11 protein-coding genes are annotated in these 21,824 nt (G+C 46.6%); 5 read left to right on the top strand and 6 right to left on the bottom strand.

Translation table 11 applies throughout. The annotated features are described in order from the left end of the window. Positions 1-51: 51 nt before the first annotated feature. The 3 genes from QI63_RS04850 to htpG form a co-directional block, all read right to left on the bottom strand. Positions 52-2,457, bottom strand: a complete 2,406-nt coding sequence (locus tag QI63_RS04850; RefSeq protein WP_044014376.1) for a helix-hairpin-helix domain-containing protein — start codon at positions 2,455-2,457, stop codon at positions 52-54. A gap of 200 nt (positions 2,458-2,657) precedes the next feature. Next, a complete protein-coding gene (ychF, locus tag QI63_RS04845) occupies positions 2,658-3,764 on the bottom strand; it encodes a redox-regulated ATPase YchF (protein WP_044014374.1) in 1,107 nt (368 codons plus the stop codon). Between the two features lie 249 nt (positions 3,765-4,013). Further along, positions 4,014-5,927, bottom strand: coding sequence for a molecular chaperone HtpG (gene htpG, locus QI63_RS04840; protein ID WP_044014373.1), 1,914 nt, complete (start codon positions 5,925-5,927; stop codon positions 4,014-4,016). A gap of 316 nt (positions 5,928-6,243) precedes the next feature. On the opposite strand from htpG, the gene xdh reads away from it, so the two are divergent. Then, the gene (gene xdh, locus QI63_RS04835; RefSeq protein ID WP_044014371.1) at positions 6,244-8,859 is read left to right on the top strand and encodes a selenium-dependent xanthine dehydrogenase; all 2,616 of its coding nucleotides are present in this window, start codon (positions 6,244-6,246) and stop codon (positions 8,857-8,859) included. Between the two features lie 63 nt (positions 8,860-8,922). Further along, complete coding sequence (locus tag QI63_RS04830) at positions 8,923-10,287, top strand: PGN_0703 family putative restriction endonuclease (protein ID WP_044014369.1); 1,365 nt, start codon at positions 8,923-8,925, stop codon at positions 10,285-10,287. Between the two features lie 91 nt (positions 10,288-10,378). Here QI63_RS04830 and QI63_RS04825 read toward each other — a convergent pair whose 3' ends face one another. The 3 genes from QI63_RS04825 to QI63_RS04815 all read right to left on the bottom strand — a co-directional run bounded on the left by QI63_RS04825 (position 10,379) and on the right by QI63_RS04815 (position 15,106). After that, the gene (locus QI63_RS04825) at positions 10,379-12,157 is read right to left on the bottom strand and encodes a P83/100 family protein (protein WP_044014367.1); all 1,779 of its coding nucleotides are present in this window, start codon (positions 12,155-12,157) and stop codon (positions 10,379-10,381) included. A 97-nt stretch (positions 12,158-12,254) separates the two neighbouring features. Continuing rightward, entirely contained in the window at positions 12,255-13,967 is a 1,713-nt protein-coding gene (locus QI63_RS04820; RefSeq protein ID WP_044014365.1) for an outer membrane protein assembly factor BamB family protein, read from the bottom strand. Then, positions 13,964-15,106: a class I SAM-dependent RNA methyltransferase gene (locus QI63_RS04815; RefSeq protein WP_044014363.1), complete on the bottom strand. Its 1,143-nt coding sequence runs from the start codon at positions 15,104-15,106 to the stop codon at positions 13,964-13,966. Before QI63_RS04815 ends, QI63_RS04820 begins: the two co-directional genes overlap by 4 nt. A 250-nt stretch (positions 15,107-15,356) precedes the next feature. Here QI63_RS04815 and QI63_RS04810 point away from each other — a divergent pair, with 250 nt between their 5' ends. From QI63_RS04810 to QI63_RS04800, 3 genes are all read left to right on the top strand, one after another. Continuing rightward, positions 15,357-15,728, top strand: a complete 372-nt coding sequence (locus QI63_RS04810) for an ArsR/SmtB family transcription factor (RefSeq protein WP_044014361.1) — start codon at positions 15,357-15,359, stop codon at positions 15,726-15,728. A gap of 262 nt (positions 15,729-15,990) precedes the next feature. Next, positions 15,991-18,300 carry a heavy metal translocating P-type ATPase gene (locus tag QI63_RS04805; protein WP_044014359.1) on the top strand — a complete coding sequence of 770 codons (2,310 nt, stop codon included), beginning with the start codon at positions 15,991-15,993 and terminating at the stop codon, positions 18,298-18,300. Positions 18,301-19,181: 881 nt separating this feature from the next. Beyond that, positions 19,182-21,782, top strand: a complete 2,601-nt coding sequence (locus QI63_RS04800) for an Lcl domain-containing protein (protein WP_044014357.1) — start codon at positions 19,182-19,184, stop codon at positions 21,780-21,782. Positions 21,783-21,824 lie beyond the last annotated feature (42 nt).

Genomic DNA, 21,824 nt, shown 5'->3' with positions numbered 1-21,824 from the left:
ATCAACACCCCCGATGCTCTGTACTGGAGGTGTTGATTGGAATGGGCTGCCTTACTTCTTATTAAAGAACGCTGCAAAAGGATTGTACTTTGTGCCGTCATCGTCCTTCCGCGGGCGGGCTTCTGCAACACGCCGTTCTGACCGGACTGCGGGCTGCCGCTCTCCGCGGTGGCTCAGGTGTTTTTCACCCTGTACGGCAGGGGCGCCGCTGCTAGTCTTAACCGCAACGGTTTTTCCGTCCTTGGTTTTTACGGTAATCTTTTTTACTTCCGCCTTTTGCTTTGCGGTCAGCTTCCCCTGTACCCCGCTTTCGCTTTTCCGGCTGAGTGAGATGCGGCGGCGCGCTTCGTCGAGTGCAATAATCCGGCATTCGACAATATCGCCGACTTTTACCGCCTCAAGCGGGTCGGAAACAAAGCTGTCGCTCATCTCGGAGATGTGCAGCAGGGCGGTTTCCTTAATACCGAGGTCAACAAAGGCGCCGAAGTCCACAACGTTTTTGATCTTGCCCTTAACGGTCATGCCGAGTTTCAGGTCTTCAAACAAGAGAACGCCCTGCTGCATAATCGGCTTGGGGCAGTCCTCACGAGGGTCACGGTTCGGTTTTTTCAGCTCTTCGATAATGTCGCTGACTGTTTGCTCGCCGAGCTGATATTTTTCCTGCAGCTCCGTGCGCACCTCTTTGGTTACCGGTTCGTTTTTGCGTACAATCTGATAGATAACCTCCGCTGCAGGATAGTTTTCGGGGTGTACCCACGAGTTATCCAGCGGATTGGCGCTCTCCGGTATCTTTAAAAAACCGGCGCATTGTTCAAAGGTCTTAGGCCCTAAACCGCTCACGTTATGAAGTTGCTCCCGGTCGGTAAAGATGCCGGTTTTTTCGCGGTGGCTGACAATTTTTTTCGCCAATCCGCTCGTAATACCGGACACGTATTTGAGCAGCGAGGCACTTGCGGTATTCAAATTAACACCGACATTGTTTACTACCGAACCGACAACCGCATCCAGCTCTTCTGAAAGCTTTTTCTGGTTTAAGTCATGCTGATAGAGCCCAACACCGATAGACTTGGGATCGATTTTGACGAGTTCGGCAAGGGGATCCTGCAAGCGCCGCCCGATGGAGATAGCACCGCGGATGGTCAAATCCAAGTCGGGGAACTCTTCGCGCGCCACATCTCCTGCGGAATACACAGAGGCGCCGTCCTCATCAACTACCGTAAACAGTACTTCGGGGCAATGCATTTTAATCACATCGGACACAATTTCTTGTACCTCGTGAGAGCCTGTCCCGTTGCCCACTGCGATGAGCTGTACCTTATAGTCTTTTACCGCCTTGAGCAGCGCGGCTTTTGCTTCCTCTGCCTTATGCTGATAAATAACAAAAGAGCCGAGGTACTTGCCCGTTTCGTCTAAGGCAGCGCATTTGGTGCCGGTTCTAATACCGGGGTCTACGCCGAGTACGCGGGTTCCCTTAATCGGCTGCGTCATCAAAAGATGTTTTAAGTTTTCGCTAAAAATAGTAATGCCGTGGGTGTCGGCGTCTTCGCCTAAGTTGCTGCGGATTTCGCGCAGTACCGCAGGACTGAGCAGCCGGACAATGCCGTCTGCAATCGCTTCACTGTGGTATTTGTTGTGCTGTACCGAACGGCTCTGTACCCGCGCAACCGCTTCGTCTACATCAACATTGATTTTTACTTCCAAAATACCTTCACGCTCTCCGCGGTTGATAGCAAGCACCCGATGCGGTTTAATCTGATTCAGCGCTTCGGAATAATCCCAGTACATCTGATACACGGAGGTTTTCTGCGCTTCTTCATCACCGATACCCTTCACCTCAAAAAGACCGGTCGCCATAAAGAAGTCATGTACCGCTTTCCGGTTTTCAGTATCCTGCGCTGTTTCTTCGGCAATAATATCGGAAGCTCCCGCAAGCGCATCCTCTACCGTCGGCACATTCAACGTTTCGTCTTCGCAATCGGTTTTAACAAAGTCCTGTGCCCGTTTTACAAGCTCCGCTTCTTCCAATTCTTTCATTAAATCCGCTAAGCCCTGCAAGCCGCGTTCAACAGCCAGCATACCGCGAGTCTTTTTCTTCTTTTTGAAGGGTGCCCAAATATCTTCAAGCTCTGCCAGCGTTGATGCCTTCATAATGTTGTCATAGAGCAGCTCAGTCAGCTTTCCCGCTGCAAACACACCCCGCACAATCTCAAGCCGCCGCGTTTCCAAGTTGACATAGGATTTAAACAATTTATCGGAATCCCGCACCTGAACCTCGTCCAGCGAGCCGTGCATTTCTTTACGATACCGTGAAATAAAAGGAATTGTGCATCCTTCGTTGACCAATGTGATAACTGCGGAAACCTGCTGCATTCTAATGTTCAGCTCTTCCGCAATTCGTTTCATAATTTCGACCTCATTTACCGTAAGGCCGTCAATAAACTCTTGAGTTAATTCCATGCGGGCGAGTATACCGAATTTTCGCTTTTTTTTAAAGGGGATAAAAAAATGCTACAGGTGTCTTTCCGTAAGCCTTTTGAAAAGATGTGGGTAGATGCTAGGAGCGTACAAAAAACACCCGCAGGCGTACTTATTGTACGTCGAGGACTGTTTTTTTGTTAAGCGACAACGCAGATGCCCACATATTTTCAAAAGGTGTGCTAGACGTTGAATTTGAAGAATATAATATCCCCATCCTGCACGATGTATTCCTTGCCTTCTTGACGATAGCGGCCGGCTTCTTTGATTTTTTGTTCAGAGCCGTATTTAAGGAAGTCGTCAAAACTGTAGACTTCCGCTTTAATGAAGCCTCGCTCAAAGTCGGTGTGGATAACGCCGGCCGCCTTGGGTGCGGTATCTCCGGCATGGATTGTCCATGCACGGCATTCGTCTTTTCCGGCGGTAAAGAAGGTTCGGAGTCCAATCAAATGATACGCTGCATGGGCAAGAACCGATAAGCCCGAAACTTTGAGCCCGATCTCTTCCAAAAAGGCAGCACGTTCTTCCGCATCGTCGATATCGGCAAGCTCCGCTTCAAACTTTCCGCAGATAACGACGGTTTCGGCTCCCTCCTGTGCGGCGATTTTTTTAACCGTTTCGATATACGCATTCCCGTTTTTGATTCCGTCTTCATCGACATTACAAACATACAGCTGTGGCTTCATGGTAATCAGGTGCGTGTCGTACATCACGGCTCGCTCTTCATCGGTTAAATTGGCATTGCGGGCGCCCTTTCCGTCTTGCAGCAAGGGCTTGATTTTTGCAATTGCGCTCATCGCAATCGCCGCCTCTTTCTGCATATCTTTACCCATACGGGTTGCCTTGTCCGCCCGTTCCGCCCGCTTTTCCAGCGAAGCAAGGTCGGCAAGTGCGAGTTCAATATTGATAGTTTCGATATCCGAGGCGGGATCAACTTTGTTATTTACGTGAACGATGTCGGGATTATCAAAGCAGCGCACGACATGCGCAATAACACCTACCTCACGGATATGAGAAAGAAACTGATTGCCGAGCCCTTCACCCTTTGAAGCTCCCTTTACGAGTCCTGCAATATCGACAAACTCGACGGCAGCGGGGATGGTCTTTTTCGGTTCAAAAAATTGAGAGAGCTTTGCAAGCCGTTCGTCAGGCAGATCGACGATACCGACATTGGGGTTAATAGTACAGAACGGATAGTTTGCCGCCTCCGCAGGGGCACGGGTTAATGCAGAAAAGATGGTTGACTTGCCGACATTCGGCAGTCCGACAATACCGCAGTTTATAGCCATAAGGGAACCTCTTTAATCGATTATATTACATAGAAAGACAGCTAAAATCTTTATTTTTCTATACATACGGATATTCTAAGAATCACGAAATCCCAATGATTATTAGTGTAATCTATCACGGAATGCCGACGACTTTTACTGCAATATATCACGAAAAACCGATGAATAAAAGGGGTTTATTACACAAAAATTGAAGATACGATGTAATCCCGATAGAAAGAGAGCCTTTCTATCGGGATTTTTTTTACCTTACCGTGCAAGCAGCTTATTCAAGCGTTTTATAAAGTCGGCGGTGTCTTTGAGCGTACTGCCTTCCAGCAGCAGCGCCTGATCCAATAGCACAAATGCGGTGTCGGCAATGAGCGCTTCATCATCGGTATCCTTGAGCCGCTGCAGGATAGGGTGTTCCGCATTGATTTCCAAAATGGGCTTTACCTCACCGCGGAGCTGCTGTCCCATTGCCCGCATCATGCGCTCCATTTGCAAGCTCGGATCGTTTTCATCCACCACGATACACGAAGGAGAGTCGGCAAGCCGCTTTGAAAGGCGTACCTCTTTTACCGCATCGCCGAGCGCGTTTTTAATCTTTTCAACAATCGGCTTAAAATCCTTTTCCTTCTGCTTTGCTTCTTTCTTTTCTTCGTCAGTGCTCAGCTCTTCGTCGGATCCGGCGCGGTTTGCAGCTTTGAGTTCCCAATCCTTATACTTGCCGACAGAGGGAATTACGATATCGTCAATTTCATCCGGCATAATCAGCACTTCAAAGCCTTTCGCCTTGTATGCTTCCAAGTGCGGAGACTGTCTGAGCGCCTTTTCATCGCCGCCGGTGATATAGTAAATCGCCTTTTGCCCTTCCTTCATCCGCTGTACATAGTCGGCAAGGCTCGTCCAGGTATTTTCCTCATTCGTTGTTCTAAAGCGGATCAGTTCCAAAAGCTCGTCGCGGTGTTCATAGTCGCTGTACAAACCTTCTTTTAACGGACGGTTGTATTCGGCGATAAAGGTTTCGTATTTTTCCTTATCATTTTCAGAGAGCTTTTTAAATTCGCCTAAGAGCTTTTTTACCGATGCTGAGCGGATATTGTTCAAAATGCGGTTCTGCTGCAAGATTTCGCGGCTGACATTGAGCGGCAGGTCTTCACTGTCGATAATACCGCGCACAAACCGCAGATACACCGGCAGCAATTCTTTTTCGTCCTCCGTGATAAATACCCGCTTTACAAAGAGCTTTACGCCGGGCTTGTAGTCGGCATGGTACATATCAAAAGGCGCCTTTGCCGGAACATAAAAGAGCGTGGTGTATTCCTGCGTACCCTCCGCCTTGGTGTGGATGTACAGGAGTGGATCTGTAGAATCGTGCGAAAGCGACTTATAAAAATTCTTATAGTCCTCGTCTTTCAGCTCAGACTTCGGTTTTTGCCACAGAGCGCTTGCATCGTTGATCTGCTCGCTCTTTGCTGCCTGCGATTTTTCGTTCCCCTTATCATCATATTCTTTGTGGATATAGTGGAGATAAATCGGGAACGCGATATGATCCGAATAGCGTTTGATAATGTCTTCGATCTTCCAGCGGCTTGCAAATTCGGAATCTTCATTGTTCAGATACAGGGTGATGCAGGTTCCGTTAGCCCCTTCGGGAACATCATCGATGAGCGGGAACGCTGAATCATCGGTTTGCTCCAGTTCATATTCGCCCTTGCCGTCGGAAATCCACTTCCATACGGTATTTTCGCCTGCTTTTTTCGAAACTACTTCGATTTTTGATGCAACCATAAAGGCTGAATAAAACCCGACCCCGAATTGTCCGATCAGGTTGGAGTCTTTTTTATCTTCCGCGGCAAGCTGCTCCAAAAACGCCTTGGTGCCGGAGCGGGCGATCGTACCGAGGTTGTTTTTGATGTCCTCATCGTTCATACCGATACCCGTGTCGCGGATAGTCAGCGTCGGCGTTGCGGCATCTTCGTTAAACGTAATATCGATACGGGGATTGAATTGCAGATTTTTTAATGCGGCATCCGATACGGTCAGATATTTCAGCTTATCGAGCGCATCGGAGGCATTCGACACCAGCTCCCGCAGGAATATTTCCTTATTTGAATACAGAGAATGGATAATCAGGTGGAGCAGCTGATTAACTTCCGTTTGAAACTCATACTTTGCCATGCTATAACCTCAATATATGTAAGTAATTTTTTTTAATGTACTCAAAATAGTAAAAAACGGCAAATTAGCGTATTCCAATGCAGAGTACGAATATTCACCTTTCCACATAAATCAAACTATTTTTTTGGCATCCTAATTTTCTTTTTTTATTGTTGATTTTTCCATTTTTATCCCTTATACTGATACGGTAGAGTCAGTTCATTGATGAACAGTCTTTAAAAATCTCAATTTTTTAGGGACTTCCCTTAGGTATCTTTTGTGCGTATCCGTTTTGGGTATCCACAATTACATAATATCTTTCCGGATGGAGTATGCTATGGTATCATTAACCGTGAACGGCCGGATTGTTGAAGCCGAAGAAAACCAAAAACTTATTTATTTTTTACGCGATTCACTACGTTTAACTTCCGTTAAAAACGGTTGTATGGAAGGTGCATGCGGAACGTGTACTGTTTTAATAGACGGAAAGCCGATGAAGGCCTGTGTTCAAGTGGCCGGTAAATTAGCGGGAAAGACAATTACAACGCTTGAAGGGTTCCCCGAACGCGAGCTTGCCGTATATCAATATGCGTTCGCTCATTGTGGCGCGGTGCAATGCGGTTTCTGTATTCCAGGAATGATTATTTGTGCAAAAGCGTTGATAGACGAAAATCCTAATCCTTCATCCGCGGATGTAAAGCAGGCTATCCGCAATAATATTTGCCGCTGTACCGGCTATGTAAAAATTGAAGAAGCTATTTTGTTGGCTGCCAAGATACTGCGAGAAAACACGCCTGTGCCGGAAGGAAAAACCGAAACGGCTGTAGGAAGCAGCGCGCTCCGTGTTGATTCATACGCGAAAGCCGCAGGTACAGCCGAATATGCCGATGATATGTATTTGGATGGTATGTTGTACGGAAGCGCGGTACGTACTGCATACCCGCGGGCAAAGGTATTGTCTATCGATACCGAAGATGTGGAAAAGATGCCCGGCGTTCATCTTGTAATGACGGCAAAAGATCTTCCCGGTATGCAAAAAATCGGGCACTTAAAAAAAGATTGGGATGTGCTTATTCCCCTCGGCAAAGAGACGCATTATTTAGGGGATGCCATCGTTCTGATTGCTGCCGAAAGCCGCGAGATTTTGGCAGCTGCAAAAAAAGCGGTAAAAATCGAATATGAAGAATTAGCGCCGGTATGCTCTATAGCGGAAGCAATGGCGGAAGATGCGCCTCATGTTCATGAAAGCGGGAACCTTCTTTCAAAAGAACACCTCGTACGCGGCAATGCCGATGAAAAGCTGAAAAATTCAAAATATGTCGTTTCTCACCACTATTCCGTACCTCCGACCGAACATGCCTTTTTGGAGCCTGAAACGGCGGTGGCAAAGCCGGACGGAGAAGGCGGTGTCATTATTTATTCGGGGGATCAAGGTATATATCAAACAAAACGGGAATGTTCGGAAGCGACCGGCTTACCGATTGATAAGGTACGGGTTATCGCCAAGATGGTCGGCGGCGGCTTCGGCGGCAAAGAAGATATGAGCGTGCAACACCATGCGGCTATCCTTGCGTTAAAGACCGGACGCCCCGTCAAGGTGAGTTTAAGCAGAAAAGAGAGTATGATTATCCATCCGAAGCGGCACGCGATGGAGATGGATTTTACACTCGGCTGCGATGAGAACGGCTACCTAACCGGCTTAAAAGCCGTGCTCCATTCGGACACGGGCGCCTATGCCTCCCTCGGCGGGCCGGTACTACAGCGTGCCTGTACCCATGCGGCAGGGCCGTATAATTATCAAGATATCGACATACTCGGCTGTGCATGGTATACCAATAACCCGCCGGCCGGTGCATTCAGAGGATTCGGCGTAACACAAAGCTGCTTTGCCGTTGAATCGTGCATAAACCTATTAGCGGAAAAGGTCGGCATCAGTCCGTGGGAAATCCGCTACCGGAACGCAATTCGTCCCGGGCAAGTACTGCCAAACGGTCAGTATGCCGACGATTCAACCGCTCTTGTACAAACCCTCGAAGCGGTAAAGCCGTATTACGATGCGCATCCGAAAGCCGGTATTGCCTGTGCTATTAAAAACTCCGGACTTGGGGTCGGTATCCCGGACTTTGGCCGGACAACCCTGCGGCTTCAAGCAGACGGCGTACATATTTATTCGAGCGCAGCCTGTATCGGGCAGGGGGTTGGAACAATCCTCTTGCAGATTGTCAGCGAGGTGCTTAATCTGCCGCGCAGTCTTTTACACTACGAAACACCCGACACCAAGTTTGCTCCCGATGCGGGAGAAACAACCGCCTCGCGTCAGACCGTATTTACCGGTGAAAGTGCTCGTATGGCTGCTACCGATGTCAAAAGAGCGCTTGAAGAAGAACTGCAAAAGCGCGGCAAAACCGGTTGCCTTTCCGAACACATAGATATACTGCCCGAGCTGTTTACCGCCTTGAGCGCCAAAGAGTTTTTTGCGGAATATACCTATCCGACGGACAAACTGGGTTCCGACAAGCCTCATCCGGTAAGTCATGTTGCGTACGGTTATGCAACGCACCTCATCGATTTGGATGAAGAAGGAAAACTCGCGTATGTGGAAGCCGCACACGATGTCGGTCGTGCGCTTAATCCGATTTCGCTGGAGGGGCAGATCGAAGGCGGTGTCGTGATGAGCCTTGGGTATGCGCTGACGGAGGATTATCCGCTGCAAAAGAGTGTTCCGACTGCCAAGTTCGGTACGCTCGGCCTGTTTAAAGCGCCTCAGGTACCGCCGATAAAGGTTGATATTATCGAACATAATGATAATGAGCTTGCATGCGGCGCAAAAGGAGTCGGAGAAATTGCCAGTATTCCGACAGTGCCGGCGGTAGCGCTTGCGTATTATAACCGCGACGGTATTTTTAGAACAAAGCTGCCGCTGGAAAATACGCCGTATAGCCGGAAAAAGTAAACGAAAACGAAAAACCCGATTGAATGGGAAAGGATTGAAAAACCGGAAGATGCTTGAAAATAAATGAACCAGACAGGATTAGAAACTAAAATTAATTTTACGGGAAAGAATAAGCTTACAGATGAAGAATTTGTTGAGTATTATGAGCAATTATGGGATAAAACTCCTCATAGAGGAATTAATTGGCCAACAAAAGAACAGCTTGCTGAGAGTAAAAGAATAAGTTTAAACCGATATAATTTTTCTGAAGACACGTATGCAAATGATGAAAAATGGGTAAATGGTTCAACTTTTGGGTGGAATGACTACGAAATAAGTAATTACGGTCGTATAAAATATAAAGGTAGTATCGTTCTCCAAGATGACAACGAGTTAGATGGCTACCTTAAGTTATCTAAAAGCAATAAAGAAGTTGATCACAACATAAACGTTTATGAACTCATCGGAAGAGCTTTCTTAGGGAAAAGAACGAATGATGACTATGATATTCATCATATAAATGACGATGGCTACAATAATACGCCTGAAAATTTAATTTTATTAACCAGAAAACAATATAATTTAATTCATTGCAATATAAAAATAAAAAAAGAGAATGTTATAAAAGAACTAAAAAAATATAATTATTGTACGTTGATTTTGCACTTATCTAACTACAAAGCCTCCGTATTGAATACTCCAGAACAAATGAATTACAGAGGGAAAAAATATCGCCATATTCTACCAGAAGAAAAAAGAATGCTGAATCTCATTGATTCAGGATATAAAGATTCTTTAGAAAAATATATTACTGAAAGTAAGATAAAATTACATAGAGATTTTTCGCATTTAAATTCGTCACAGGCTCTTTGTTTGAATTTATTTTATCCGTTAATGAAAGACCATAGTTTGCAGTTCGTAAACAATAATATTTCTTTGTCCGCTATAGGAGAATTTGAACATACAGAAGAAGCTTCATTTGAAGTTTCAGGCGAATATACAAATTTTGATTTTTTTATTAATGATTCAAATACAAAATATTTTTTTGAAATAAAATATACAGAATCAAATTTTGGATCAATTGATACCGGTAATCCGATAGAGGCGTATCAAACTAAATATAAAAATAATTATTTATCACAACTGAAAAAAATCTGTAATGAAAAATATTTAAACGATAACTTCGAGGATGAATTTTATAAAAAATATCAGCTTTGGCGTAATATCTGCCATGTGGATATCGGTACAATTACTTTTGTATTTTTAAAATCACGAATTAATTTGAAAAATGAAATCGATAGTGCAATGAAAAAATGTAAACCTGAATATGCTGCAAAAATAAACATTATCTATATTGAAGATTTCATTAGCAGATGTCTTGAAAATAAGAACTTGCCTTTTTATAATCACTATTCCGAGTTTTATAATAAATACTTAAAAAATATTTAACAAATATTCTAAATACTACATTACTAAAAAAGCCGATTAAACACATGGCGTGTTCAATCGGCTTTTTGCTATTTTGACGGTTGAAAGCTTTTTACTTTATCGCTTCCGCAAGGTTATCCGTATTCAAAAGGCGGATCTTGTTTGCCGTATCTTGTACGAGCAAACCTTTTTCCGTAACGGTTATCGCCGTGTACGGAAGAACGGTTACCGTAGATTTTGCTTGCATTTCGAGGTTATTGTTGAATCGTGCAAGGTAATTTTTGCCTGATTGTTCAATTACCGCATAGTAGCTGTCATCAACCTGTATTAAAAGACTCTGTGCAGCAACCGGTACTGTTGCCTGTTTAGTCATTTCGAGCGTGCGGGGGTTAATGCCAACAAGTGTAATCATCTGGTTACCGGATTTTGAACCGGCAATCGCGATAAGCGAATCCGTTCCTTCGATAAGGACACGTCCGCGCACGGTATTCAACGACGAGGTTTTCAGTGTTTTTTCTGTTTTAAGGTCGAGCAGTACCACTTCGGAAAGCATGGAGCCGGAGTCAACTACTTTCAGCACAGCACTGGGTAATGCAGATGCAAAAGCCGCCTCATCTTGAGCTTTCCGCTCAGCTCGTTTTTCTTCAATGATTTTCCGAGTATCTGCAGCAACATCCTTCCGGTCGCTTTGAGCTTCTTGTTCTTTTGTATCGGCAAATTGTTTTTCGGAAGAAGCTTCCTGTTCTTTGTCTTGAGCTTTTTTTGCAGCTTCATTGGCGGCTTTCTGCTTTGTATCGGCTTCTTTCTGTTTTGCCGCTGCTTCCTGATCGCCTTTTTTCGCTGCATTTGCTTTTTCGGCAGCAGCTTTATCTTTATTGCTTGCTTCTTGCTTATTTTTTGCTGCTTCCTGTTGTTTCTTTGCAGCCTCTTCAGCAGCTTTACGATCTTTCGGGTTTTTCTGAGCCTGCTTCTGCGCTGCTACCGCATCTTTTTCGGATTGAGCCGCTTTCTTCTTTGCTGCTTCTGCATCTTTTCGGGCTTTTTCCGCATCTTGCTTTGACTGAGTCGCCGCTGTTTTTGATTTGTCAGCTTCTTTTTGTGCGGCTGCAGCTTCATTCCGTTTTGTTTCGGCATCTTTCCGAGCCGCAGCGGCATCCTTCTGTGCAACATCTGCACGGTCGCGGGCAGCACTGCTTTCGCGCTCTTTCAGGTTGATCATGTCTTTGCGTGTTGCGATATCTTTATCATCCTGTTCGCGCATCTTGCTAACGACGTTTTTATCGGAGATCGATTTCGTATCGATCGCGCTTAACGTACCGCTATATTTTTGATCGGAAAGCGGGATAACAATCTGTGTCTTTCCCGGCCATTCATCATAGCGCAGGGCAAGACCGGCTTTATCGGCAGTCAAATTCTTGACAACAACCGCTTTATACTTACTTTTGAACATATTCATGTCACCGCGGTATACGGCGTTATAAATTGTTACAAAATGTGCAATCGTATTTGCATCTTTTTCGGAGTATCCGTAAGCACGCCGTAAATAACCGGCGATAATAACTCGTAAGTTGTTGATATGGTCTACTCTTGCTCCGCTTCCGATAATCATGATATCGGCATCGAGACCGGTTTTCACCGACGGATCAACTGCATGGATAACGGCGTAGCGGTTCGTATCGCCGGCACGTCCGCGCTGAGCAGCTCCGGCAAGCGACTCTCCGATTTCAGCGATTGCCCGCAGCGTATCGATTTCGGCATGAGGCCCTGTGTAGTTGATAAATTCAATCGGCGTATTTTCGGCCTGCTTCAGTTCACTTTGATCGACCTCTATTGCAAAAGCCATACTCATAAAGGCAAATGTACAGAGGCATACAAGCGCTATTCTTTTCATTGAACAACCCCTTTCTATGAAGATGATACGAAGAAATTCCAACCCATTAGGACGTATCCTGAAGGAAGAGAGCTTCTCAGTAAAACAAAGTTCAATCCTATTCTACTATAGTTTTTATTTTTTGTCTTGCGTACTGCTTAATATTTTCGGGAAAGGCGCCCGCCGCGATGGTAAACAATGCTTTTACAGCTGAACCTGCGGTCTGTTTATCGCCATATTTTGCAATTTCGGTTAAAGCATCACAGGCTGCATACGCAGGTTCATAAATACGGACTCCGCAGCGTTGCAGTAACAGTTGTATCGATTCGATCGAATGTCCGTCAGGGTCGGCGGCAATAAATCCTAATGCCCGGATGATTGCAACGGCTAAAGTTGGGTCGTAGGTTTTTGATGCTTCGCCGAGTAAAATGGTTCGGTATTCCAATGATTCCAATAGTCCAAGCAATTCCGCTGCCCGTGCCCGTTCGTATACCGTAAAATCGTATGGAAAATATGCTGCCCGCTGATTGTTTGTTAAAATTGTTTGCAGAGTAAGTGCGTAGGCTGCTTCATTTGTACCGATTGTTCCTTTGGTAACAGCTTCGTCAATGCTTGATAACAGTGTTCCCGTATCTCCATAGGGGACAAAGAAAGGCAAGGTTTGCGTTTTTTCTTGTGTTTTCAAAATGTGATACTGCGGCGGTACGTCCCGCTGGGGAGAACTTTGCATAATCTTTGTGTCCAGCCGCCAGCTGTTGATCACCCAATCATTGACGGCAATAAGGATCCCGCTTGGTGTGATAACAGGCAGAAAAGCCGAGGTGAGTATCTTTTGTTCCCGCTTTACGCTTCCCGTTCCGCTGATAATTGCCGCTATACTTTTGCAGGCGATGTAATATTCGCCGTCCGTTTTGCTGTAATATAACGGAAGTGTGAGGCAGCTGTTCAATTTTGACGTCCAAGCGATTTTGTTAGAGGTAATATTCCGTGCCGAAACGGTGCCGTCAGCATATATGCATACCAGTTCATCGCCGGAATTTTGCATAAACAGCGGAGCTGTTTCTTGTGTTTGCCAAACTGCAAACCCATCGGTTTCTCCCTGCGGCACAAGTGAGGATGTGTTTTTTTCTTGGGAAATGGTACTGCGGTAATAGGTAAGGATGCCGTCACCGGTGCTCATCACATACCCGCCGGGAGCGGCCGAGAGTACTGCAATATCTTTTTTTAGTGTTTTTGTATTTAACACCTGTCCGGTAAGCGAAACGGTTACAAAGTCTTTGTTCGTAAGCGTCAGCAGTAATGATGCCGCTCCCGTTTCGCATAATTGCCGTGCCGGCGGAGAAGATAATGTAACCTGCCATTTGAGCTTCCCTTTTATGGAAAAACAGTAAAGATTGGATTTCGTCAGCACGCATATTCTGCCGTCTGTAGTGCTGTAAGGAGCATATAATGCCGGCTCCGGCAGCTGCACCGACCACAGATAAATCCCCTGTCCGGAAACTGCTTGCAGCATCCTCGACGCATCTGCAATAATCAATATTCCCGAATTTGATACGCTTAAAAACGGTTTTATTGTCCGCTCAATATTCCGCCGCCATACAAAGGAACCGGTATAATCGATACAGTTAAGCGCTTGATCCGAGCTTAATGTATAAAGATATTCTCCATGTAAGACCGGATCGCAGAGTGTTTCACCCGCCATAACCGCAGACCACTGTGCTTGTTCTGTTTGTGCGGTTTGTGCAGTAAGCAACCGTGTCGGAATCAGCAAAAACATACATGAAAAGGCTGCTGTAAGTAAGGATGTTAAAAAGCGTTTCGGTTTTGTCATCGTATAAAAATTCCTAAAAGTTCACAGTGGTGTGTTTGCGGATAAAAGTCGAACAAATGGTATTCGATAAATCGATACCCCAATGCGGTTAGTTTTTTTGCATCGCGGACAAAGGTTGCGGGATTGCATGAAACATAGTGAATGCGCGGTATTTTTGCTTGCCCCAGATAAGTAAGCGCCCGTTCGTGGATGCCCTGCCGCGGCGGATCGATGATAGCAGCATTATATGTAAGCTGTGCGGCGGGGATGTCCGGCCAATCGGCGTCGGAAACGGCATGGAAAAAGCCGCGGCAGGGGCTGTTCTTTTCTGCAATAATCCGGTTGAGGTTTTGCTGTGCTGTCCGCAGCGCCCGCTCATTGTGTTCCACCAAATGAAGCTCGGAAGCTTTGTCCGTTAAAAAAGCGGAAAAGGTGCCGACACCGGCATAAAAATCGAGTATCCGCGTACATGGGGGGATATCCGATACCGGTTCAATCAGTTTTTCCAGCATTGTGATATTCGACTGAAAAAAGCCGAATACGCTAAAGTTCAAAACAGTGTCTTTTACTCGTGCCGAAGCGTCGGGATGAACGGGACTGTATACGTCATCTTGTGCAAAAATATGGTAACGGTCTTGAGCGATTTTTGTACTGCGAGGAAAAAGTTTTTGCAACCCACCTTGTTGTAGAATAGTACGCAAAGCCGGTGTTGCAATGGGACAGTCGTGTACGGGAACAACCGTGTTGCTCGCAAACCCGTGCATCCCGATTGTTCCGTTTTTATCTGTATGGAATTGAAACCGATTTCGATATTCCCATGCGGGTCCCGTAATAAAAACCGGCGGACGTTCCGGTGTAATATGTGCTCTGTCGAAAAGCTCTGCAACCATTGCCTGCCGAAGTACTTGTTGAAAGTCGTCATCCGCCATTTGCAGATTACATCCGCCGCAGTACCCGAAATAAGGACAGGACGGTTCAATCCGGTGCGGAGAAGGTGTGATGATTTTTTTTATAACCGCTTCGCTGTAATCGCGCTTATTTGCCGTAACGCTAATATCGAGTTCTTCATCGGGGAGTGCAAAAGGGATAAATATCGTTTTCCCATCTATCCGTGCCAGCGCTTTCCCGCCGAATACGATTTTTTCCGTAGTAACTCGCATGAGATGCAGTATACAGGAAACCGGACGTTTTATAAAGGCGCGGGAAAGATTGTGTGCATTGGCGATGTATCAACTCAGATTTCCTTGTATTTTTTCTCTTGACAGTATATGTTATTGCCTCTATAATCAAATAAACATCTGAACATCTGTTCATATATTTGTAGGTAAAAAAAATCACCTTGCTGTTTTGAGAAAGCGAATGACCAAGGCCGGCAGGCGTGATAATCGGAATACATAAGGAGGCAGCGTAATGGAAAATCAAGAAGAACCGATGACTGACGAAACGGCGGAGTATTTTAACCCCGATGCCGTGGCTCATGCACGCTCAAAGATCCCCGACGAGGACACGATGACCGCATTGAGTGATTTTTTTAAGAACTTCGGTGATTCAACCCGTATCAAGATTGTATCCGCGTTAATGGCGGGTGAGCTGTGCGTTGCCGACATTGCGGAGGTACTTGAAATATCCGCTTCGGCAATTTCTCATCAACTGCGTATCCTCAGACAAGCAAAAATAGCGCGTTCGCGGCGGGTGGGAAAACAAATCTACTATTCTATAGAGGACAATCATGTCGGCATCTTATACAGCGTCGGCATGGAGCATATTCTGGAAGGGCGCTGAGCCGAAGGGGCAGGGTAAACGCATCAGGCTGTTTTTTAATAACCCCGCGGAAAAATTGATACTATTCGACCAGAGTTGAACCTCTTCGCGGTTCAAATGGTCTCACAGTCTCAATTTTTCCGCGGTTTTATCTACTCTACCTGATGCATTTACCCATTTACCGGAAAAAATGTACGAAATTTTAAGTAAAATTTCGCACAGAAGGAAGGCAACCGCTAAAAATATTTTTAATGCGGTTGCCATGATCTAAGGAGGAGAGAAGATGGCTTGTAGTTGTATGGCATGTAATCATATACACGAAACGCATAATCATGATGAACATCATCATGACAGTTTGTGGGATAAACACGATATTATCCGGTTTAGCGTAGCGGCAGTGTTTTTTATCGCCGGAATTGTATTGAAAATTGCTTCCGAACCTTTCAAAATGACCGTTCAGTTCAGCGGCGCTTCTTACTCCATTGCACTTTCATCACTGCTTTTTGTCGGTTCGTGGCTTGCTGCGGGGCTGGAAGTTATCCAAACCTTGCTCAAGACCATCGGTAAGGGGACTATTTTTGACGAAAACTTTTTGATGACTTTTGCGACACTCGGTGCATTCATACTCGGAGAGTGGTCGGAAGGCGCTGCGGTTATGCTGTTTTATAACTTAGGTGAGCTGCTGCAAGCCGCTGCCGTTCAGCAGTCCCGCCGTTCCATTACCAACTTGATGGATTTGCGTCCTGAATTTGTCCGGCTCTACCGTAATCCTGCCGACTCCGAATCGGAGCACGGCGATGCACATAGTTGTTGCGGTCATGAACATGAAGATGATGACCACCATCACAGTCATGAGCACATTCACGCCGAGATGTGCGAATGCGGGCACGAACACGGTGAACATCACCATACCCATTCGGAAAACTGCGAGTGTGGACACGAACACAGCCATGAACATCATCACAAACATGAAGAATGCGATTGCGAGCATGAACACGAACATACGCATAATCATGCCGAAGAGTGCTGCTGCGGGCATCATCATGAAGGCGATGACCCTGACATTGTAGCTCCGGAAGATGTTCCTGTCGGTACGCTGATCCTCGTAAAACCGGGAGAAAAGGTTCCTCTGGACGGGATACTGGTCGAAGGAGCGTGTTCTTTTGACACCTCTTCGATGACGGGAGAGAGTGTTCCGCGTTTTATTGAAGCAGGCGGTACGGTACTTGCAGGATTCGTCAATACGGACGGGCTTGCGGTGATTAAAACTACCGTAGCGGCGGAAAATACTGCTGCGGCTAAAATGCTGCAGTTGGTGGAACATGCGCAAGACCGCAAGGCAAAAACGGAGCGGCTTATTTCGAGCTTTGCGCGGGTATACACGCCGATTGTAACGATCGGTGCAGTCGTGCTGGCGCTCCTTCCGCCGCTTGTACTTTCGGCTGTACACGGCAGCCCGCTTTCGTGGAACGCCTTTGTTCCGTGGATTTCGCGCGGACTGGTATTCCTTGTTATATCCTGCCCATGCGCCTTTGTTATCTCCGTTCCGCTCGGCTACTTCGGCGGACTCGGCGGCGCAGCAAAAAAAGGTATATTGATAAAAGGCGCAGATTTTATCGACTCGCTTGCCAAAACGGACAGCGTCGTATTCGACAAAACCGGCACATTGACCGCCGGTGTTTTAACGGTACAGCATATTCTTCCTGCAGAACAATTCAGCACGGAGGAATTGCTTGAACTTGCCTATATCGCCGAGTATCATTCCGGCCATCCGATTGCCGTTGCGATAAAAGGCGCTATTCAAGGGCAGCTCGGTAAAGAGAAAACAGCTGTGTTTGAAACAGAAGCAGCCGAACTCCGGCAATACACGGAAAAAGCCGGTTCCGGTGTTAAAATGCTGCGGAACGGACAGGAGCTTGCAGCTGGTTCCGCGCTGTTCATCTTCGGCGATGCGGAAAAGCAGCCTGCTTCCATCGCCCAAATCGAAGGAACAAAGGTATTCCTTTCCTACGGCGGGCGCTATGCCGGCTGTATTATTTGCAGTGACAGCATTAAACCGCAATCCGCACAGGCAATACGGGAACTGCGCAGCGCCGGCGTCGGATACCTTGAGATGCTGACCGGCGATACGAAACGCACGGGCGAAAAAATAGCCGCCGAATTGCAGCTTGACCGCTGCAGCAGCGAACTTTTGCCGCATGAAAAGGTCGCTCGCTTTGAAGCAATCAGCGACGATCGGAAAAAGAGCAACGCCCACGCTGTCTGCGTGTTTGTCGGAGACGGGATTAACGATGCGCCTGTTCTTGCCCGCGCGGATGTAGGTATCGCGATGGGCGGAATCGGCAGCGACGCCGCAATCGAAGCCGCCGATGTCGTGCTTATGACCGATAATCCGCAGCTTATTCCGCAGGCAATCAAGTCGGCACGCTTTACACGGCAAATCGTTAAGCAGAATATCGTTATGTCATTTGTCGTTAAAATCGCCTTTTTGGCAGGCGGCGCTTTGGGCATTATCGGATTATGGGCAGCGGTGTTCGCCGATGTCGGTGTTGCACTTCTTGCCGTGTGCAATTCGTTGCGCGCACGGAGATAGGTTGTTACGGTTTGCTCTCAGCCAGTGCAGAAGCCGAAACGCTATAGCCGCTTTTGCGTCCTCCGTACCTTTGGCATTAAAACATCGCAAAAGAAATCTAAGGGAACCCTCTAAAAACGGAAGTTTTTAGAGGGTTCTAAACCTAATATCTCCGGAGTTGCTTTTTACTCCTTCTTAGCCTATAATACTACCCATGCCGAGCCGACATACCGCATATCCGCAGTCAAAACCGCCTCCCGTAAGCCTTTTGCAAATATGCAGCATATCTGCGTTGTCGCTTCACAAAAAACAGTCCTCGACGTACAACAAGTACGCCTGCGGGTGTTTTTTGTACGCTCCTAGCATCTATACCGCATATTTGCAAAAGGGGCTTGACACGCGCATAGTCGGCTGTACAATTCTCACAGCTCACAGCTCACAGCTCACAGCTCACAGCTCACAGCTCACAGCTCACAGCTCACAGCTCACAGCTCACAGCTCACAGCTCACAGCTCACAGCTCACAGCTCACAGCTCACAGCTCACAGCTCACAGCTCACAGCTCACAGCTCACAGCTCACAGCTCACAGCTCACAGCTCACAGCTCACAGCTCACAGCATGAATGTTATTTAGATAATTTTTTATCCGTATTTCACACACATAACAATGTTTCCTCATCACTAAAAACGCTGTCCAACGACAAGTTTGCCCAGCAAACTCGCTACTATATGGAACCACCGCCATTCGTGGCGATACTGAAAAGAACTTATTATATAAACCTCTTATTATTGTCCGCCTTGTACCGCAATGCTCGGTATGCAGTCTGGTTTGATACCGGATAATCCTCGCAGGAATCACATACGAACAACATGAGATAATTTACATAATAAGGAGAACACCGTATGAAAAAGAACATACGCTATATAACTATCGCCGCTGCATATATGGCTGTAGCAGCGATGATAATCGGCTGTAATCCAAATGTTAGCGCCGCACAAGACACAACGCCACCTGCGGAAGTTACGGAACTTACAGCAGCTGCCGGAAATGGTAAAGTAAGTTTAAGCTGGACGAACCCTGCGGATGCAGACCTGTATCAGGTAGAAATTACTGCAAGCCCTGCGGCGGGAACCCTTACAAACGCCGTTTACCTTTCTGCGGAAAAAGGTAAAGCGATGAGCTTTACCGCGGAAGGGCTTACCAGCGGTACTGCGTATACATTTACCGTTAAAACCATCGACAAGGCGCTGAACAAGAGTAAAGACGGTGTGAGTAAAACGGTTACCACCAACGCTGCTAGCAGTGTGATGACTATTACTCTGACGCAAGTCCCTGTAAAAACTGAGTGGACAAAAGATTCTGTAACGATAACGGTTAGTTCAGACACTTCACTAAAAGAAGCAAAATGGAAGAAAGGAAGCGGGCTCAGTGCAAAGGATGTGTTGGAAAATGGAACCGAGATAACCGGCAATAGCTTTACGGTTACTGCGAACAGCATCTACTCGGTAGCAGTGTTAGATAATGACGGCAGACGTGAAGTAGAAACGATTACCATTACAAACATCGACAAAACACCGCCTGCAAAGGTAAAAAACCTTTCTGCAGTATACGATTCAGGAAACCAAAAGATTATCGTAACGTGGACAAATCCTACAGACAGTGATTTTGCGGGACTTACCTTGAGCTGGAAAAAAGGAGGCGAAGATGCAACGGATATGCCGCTTACAAAAGACAAAACCGGCTATGAACTTCCGGTAACTCCTGTCGTCGGCGATGTGTATACGGTTTCAGTGAGTGCAAAGGATGACGTCGGAAACAAAAGCGACCCGGCTTCGGTATCCGTTACCGCTTCGCTGACCCCTTCCCTGAACGGCATCGAATTGAGCCGTGCGCACCTTGTCTATAACGACACCGACCTCACGATAACGGCAACGCTTAAAGGAAGTAATTTTGACCTTATCGCAAGTCAAAGCGACCCGGCGGTAAAAGTCGGTATCTTTAAAAACAGCACTCTGGTAGGCAGCCTTCAAAACGCAGTCGCAGCCGGTTCAGACTACACGGTAACGCTTACTGCGCCAACCCTTTCTGCGAGTAATGTAACCGTGGAAGGTGCGGTATATACGGTAAAGGTAAAACTGTGCGGAACATATCAAAGCGTAACCGAAACCTTTGTCATCTCCAAAGAAGCGCGTCTTACCGCCCAGCCCGAATTGAGCGTAACACAGATAGCTTCAAGTGCGGTACCGCCTTCGAGTACAACGAAAATTATGCTCAAAGGCATCAATCTCGATATTGTTGCGGGGGGTATCACCGTACAGCTCTATGACAGCAACGGAGCCGCTTACGGAAGCGCGGCGCCGATTGATACGTCGCATACGGGACGCGAGCTTACCACGCTTACGGCGGATATTCCTGTCCCATCGGAAGAAGGCGTGTTTACCGCGAAAGTGTTGTTCGGCAATGCCGTTCAAACGTCATATTATGAAGGATCTTCTTACGATGATAAAAAGACCGTAACCCATCCGACCATTCAGGTATACGGCAGTCCGAAATTTACCTCGTTTACGATTCCCAATGCGGGCATTTCTAAGGAAGACTCCCCTATAACGGCGACCGTGAAGGGGGTGAACTTCAAAGCGCCGGGAGTGAGCAAAGAGAATTTTTCGGTAAGCTGTGCAACATCTTCAATTACCAATAGCTCGGCGATTACGATTATTGATGATGCTACGCTGAAAGTGAGCCTTACCATACCGGGAACAGAGAACGACTACACGGTTACAATAAGCTCCGGAAGTGTAAGCACAACAGGTACTTTTGCCGTCAAAGACTATAGCGCCTACACTGTCGGTAAAATCGTACTTGCGGATAAAACAGTCGTTGATAAAGATAGCTATACTGCAATAGACCCAAACAAGCCACCGGTTGGTATTATCTGCGGCTCTAATAGCTATGGTGTACCGCGTATGATTGCGCTGCATACAAGCGGTAGCGGTCTTAGATGGGCAAAGAATGACAGCGCCGGCTACAACATGAAGTTTGCAGATATTATCTGCACACCGAGCGCAACAGGAAGTGGCGCTGCCCAAAGGGCAACGTTTACCGGCGATACTGACGGTAGCGATAACTGGGAGTATATTAAGCAGCAAGATACTGCAGGAGCCGCGGATGCAGCAACGAACTATCCGGCGTTCCACTGGGTAAATACTTATAACGAAATATATAGGACACAGCTTGGAGAAAAGAGGTTTGACTGGTATATACCAAGTCTTGCGGAACTGTGCGAGGTGTATAAGAACCGCGTGGCAATCAATGATAGTCTTGCAAAAATACACGGTCTGGATAGCAGTTATGCAGATGCAAGTCTCGGTACTTCATTGTATTGGTCGTCGTCGCAGGTTTCCTTCGACAATAGTTACGCTTGGGACGTGGATTTCAGTGACGGCTCCGTGGACTTCAATAGCAAGGGCAATAATTTTCGGGTATGTTGTCTCGCAGGCTTTTAACCGGTTAGGGGAAGACTTTTCTTTTTTTTCGATAAAAAGAAA

The sequence above is a fragment of the Treponema sp. OMZ 838 genome, from assembly GCF_000775995.1.
Classification (GTDB): domain Bacteria; phylum Spirochaetota; class Spirochaetia; order Treponematales; family Treponemataceae; genus Treponema.
Note: the sequence above shows the minus strand (reverse complement) of the source record. Positions and strands in the feature narration are given on the sequence as shown.

Coding starts and splice junctions, on each gene's coding strand:
- QI63_RS04800 (WP_044014357.1), top strand. CDS start 19,182: ATGAAAAAGAACATACGCTATATAACTATCGCCGCTGCATATATGGCT.
- QI63_RS04805 (WP_044014359.1), top strand. CDS start 15,991: ATGGCTTGTAGTTGTATGGCATGTAATCATATACACGAAACGCATAAT.
- QI63_RS04815 (WP_044014363.1), bottom strand. CDS start 15,106: ATGCGAGTTACTACGGAAAAAATCGTATTCGGCGGGAAAGCGCTGGCA.
- ychF (WP_044014374.1), bottom strand. CDS start 3,764: ATGGCTATAAACTGCGGTATTGTCGGACTGCCGAATGTCGGCAAGTCA.
- QI63_RS04820 (WP_044014365.1), bottom strand. CDS start 13,967: ATGACAAAACCGAAACGCTTTTTAACATCCTTACTTACAGCAGCCTTT.
- QI63_RS04810 (WP_044014361.1), top strand. CDS start 15,357: ATGGAAAATCAAGAAGAACCGATGACTGACGAAACGGCGGAGTATTTT.
- QI63_RS04830 (WP_044014369.1), top strand. CDS start 8,923: ATGAACCAGACAGGATTAGAAACTAAAATTAATTTTACGGGAAAGAAT.
- htpG (WP_044014373.1), bottom strand. CDS start 5,927: ATGGCAAAGTATGAGTTTCAAACGGAAGTTAATCAGCTGCTCCACCTG.
- QI63_RS04850 (WP_044014376.1), bottom strand. CDS start 2,457: ATGGAATTAACTCAAGAGTTTATTGACGGCCTTACGGTAAATGAGGTC.
- QI63_RS04825 (WP_044014367.1), bottom strand. CDS start 12,157: ATGAAAAGAATAGCGCTTGTATGCCTCTGTACATTTGCCTTTATGAGT.
- xdh (WP_044014371.1), top strand. CDS start 6,244: ATGGTATCATTAACCGTGAACGGCCGGATTGTTGAAGCCGAAGAAAAC.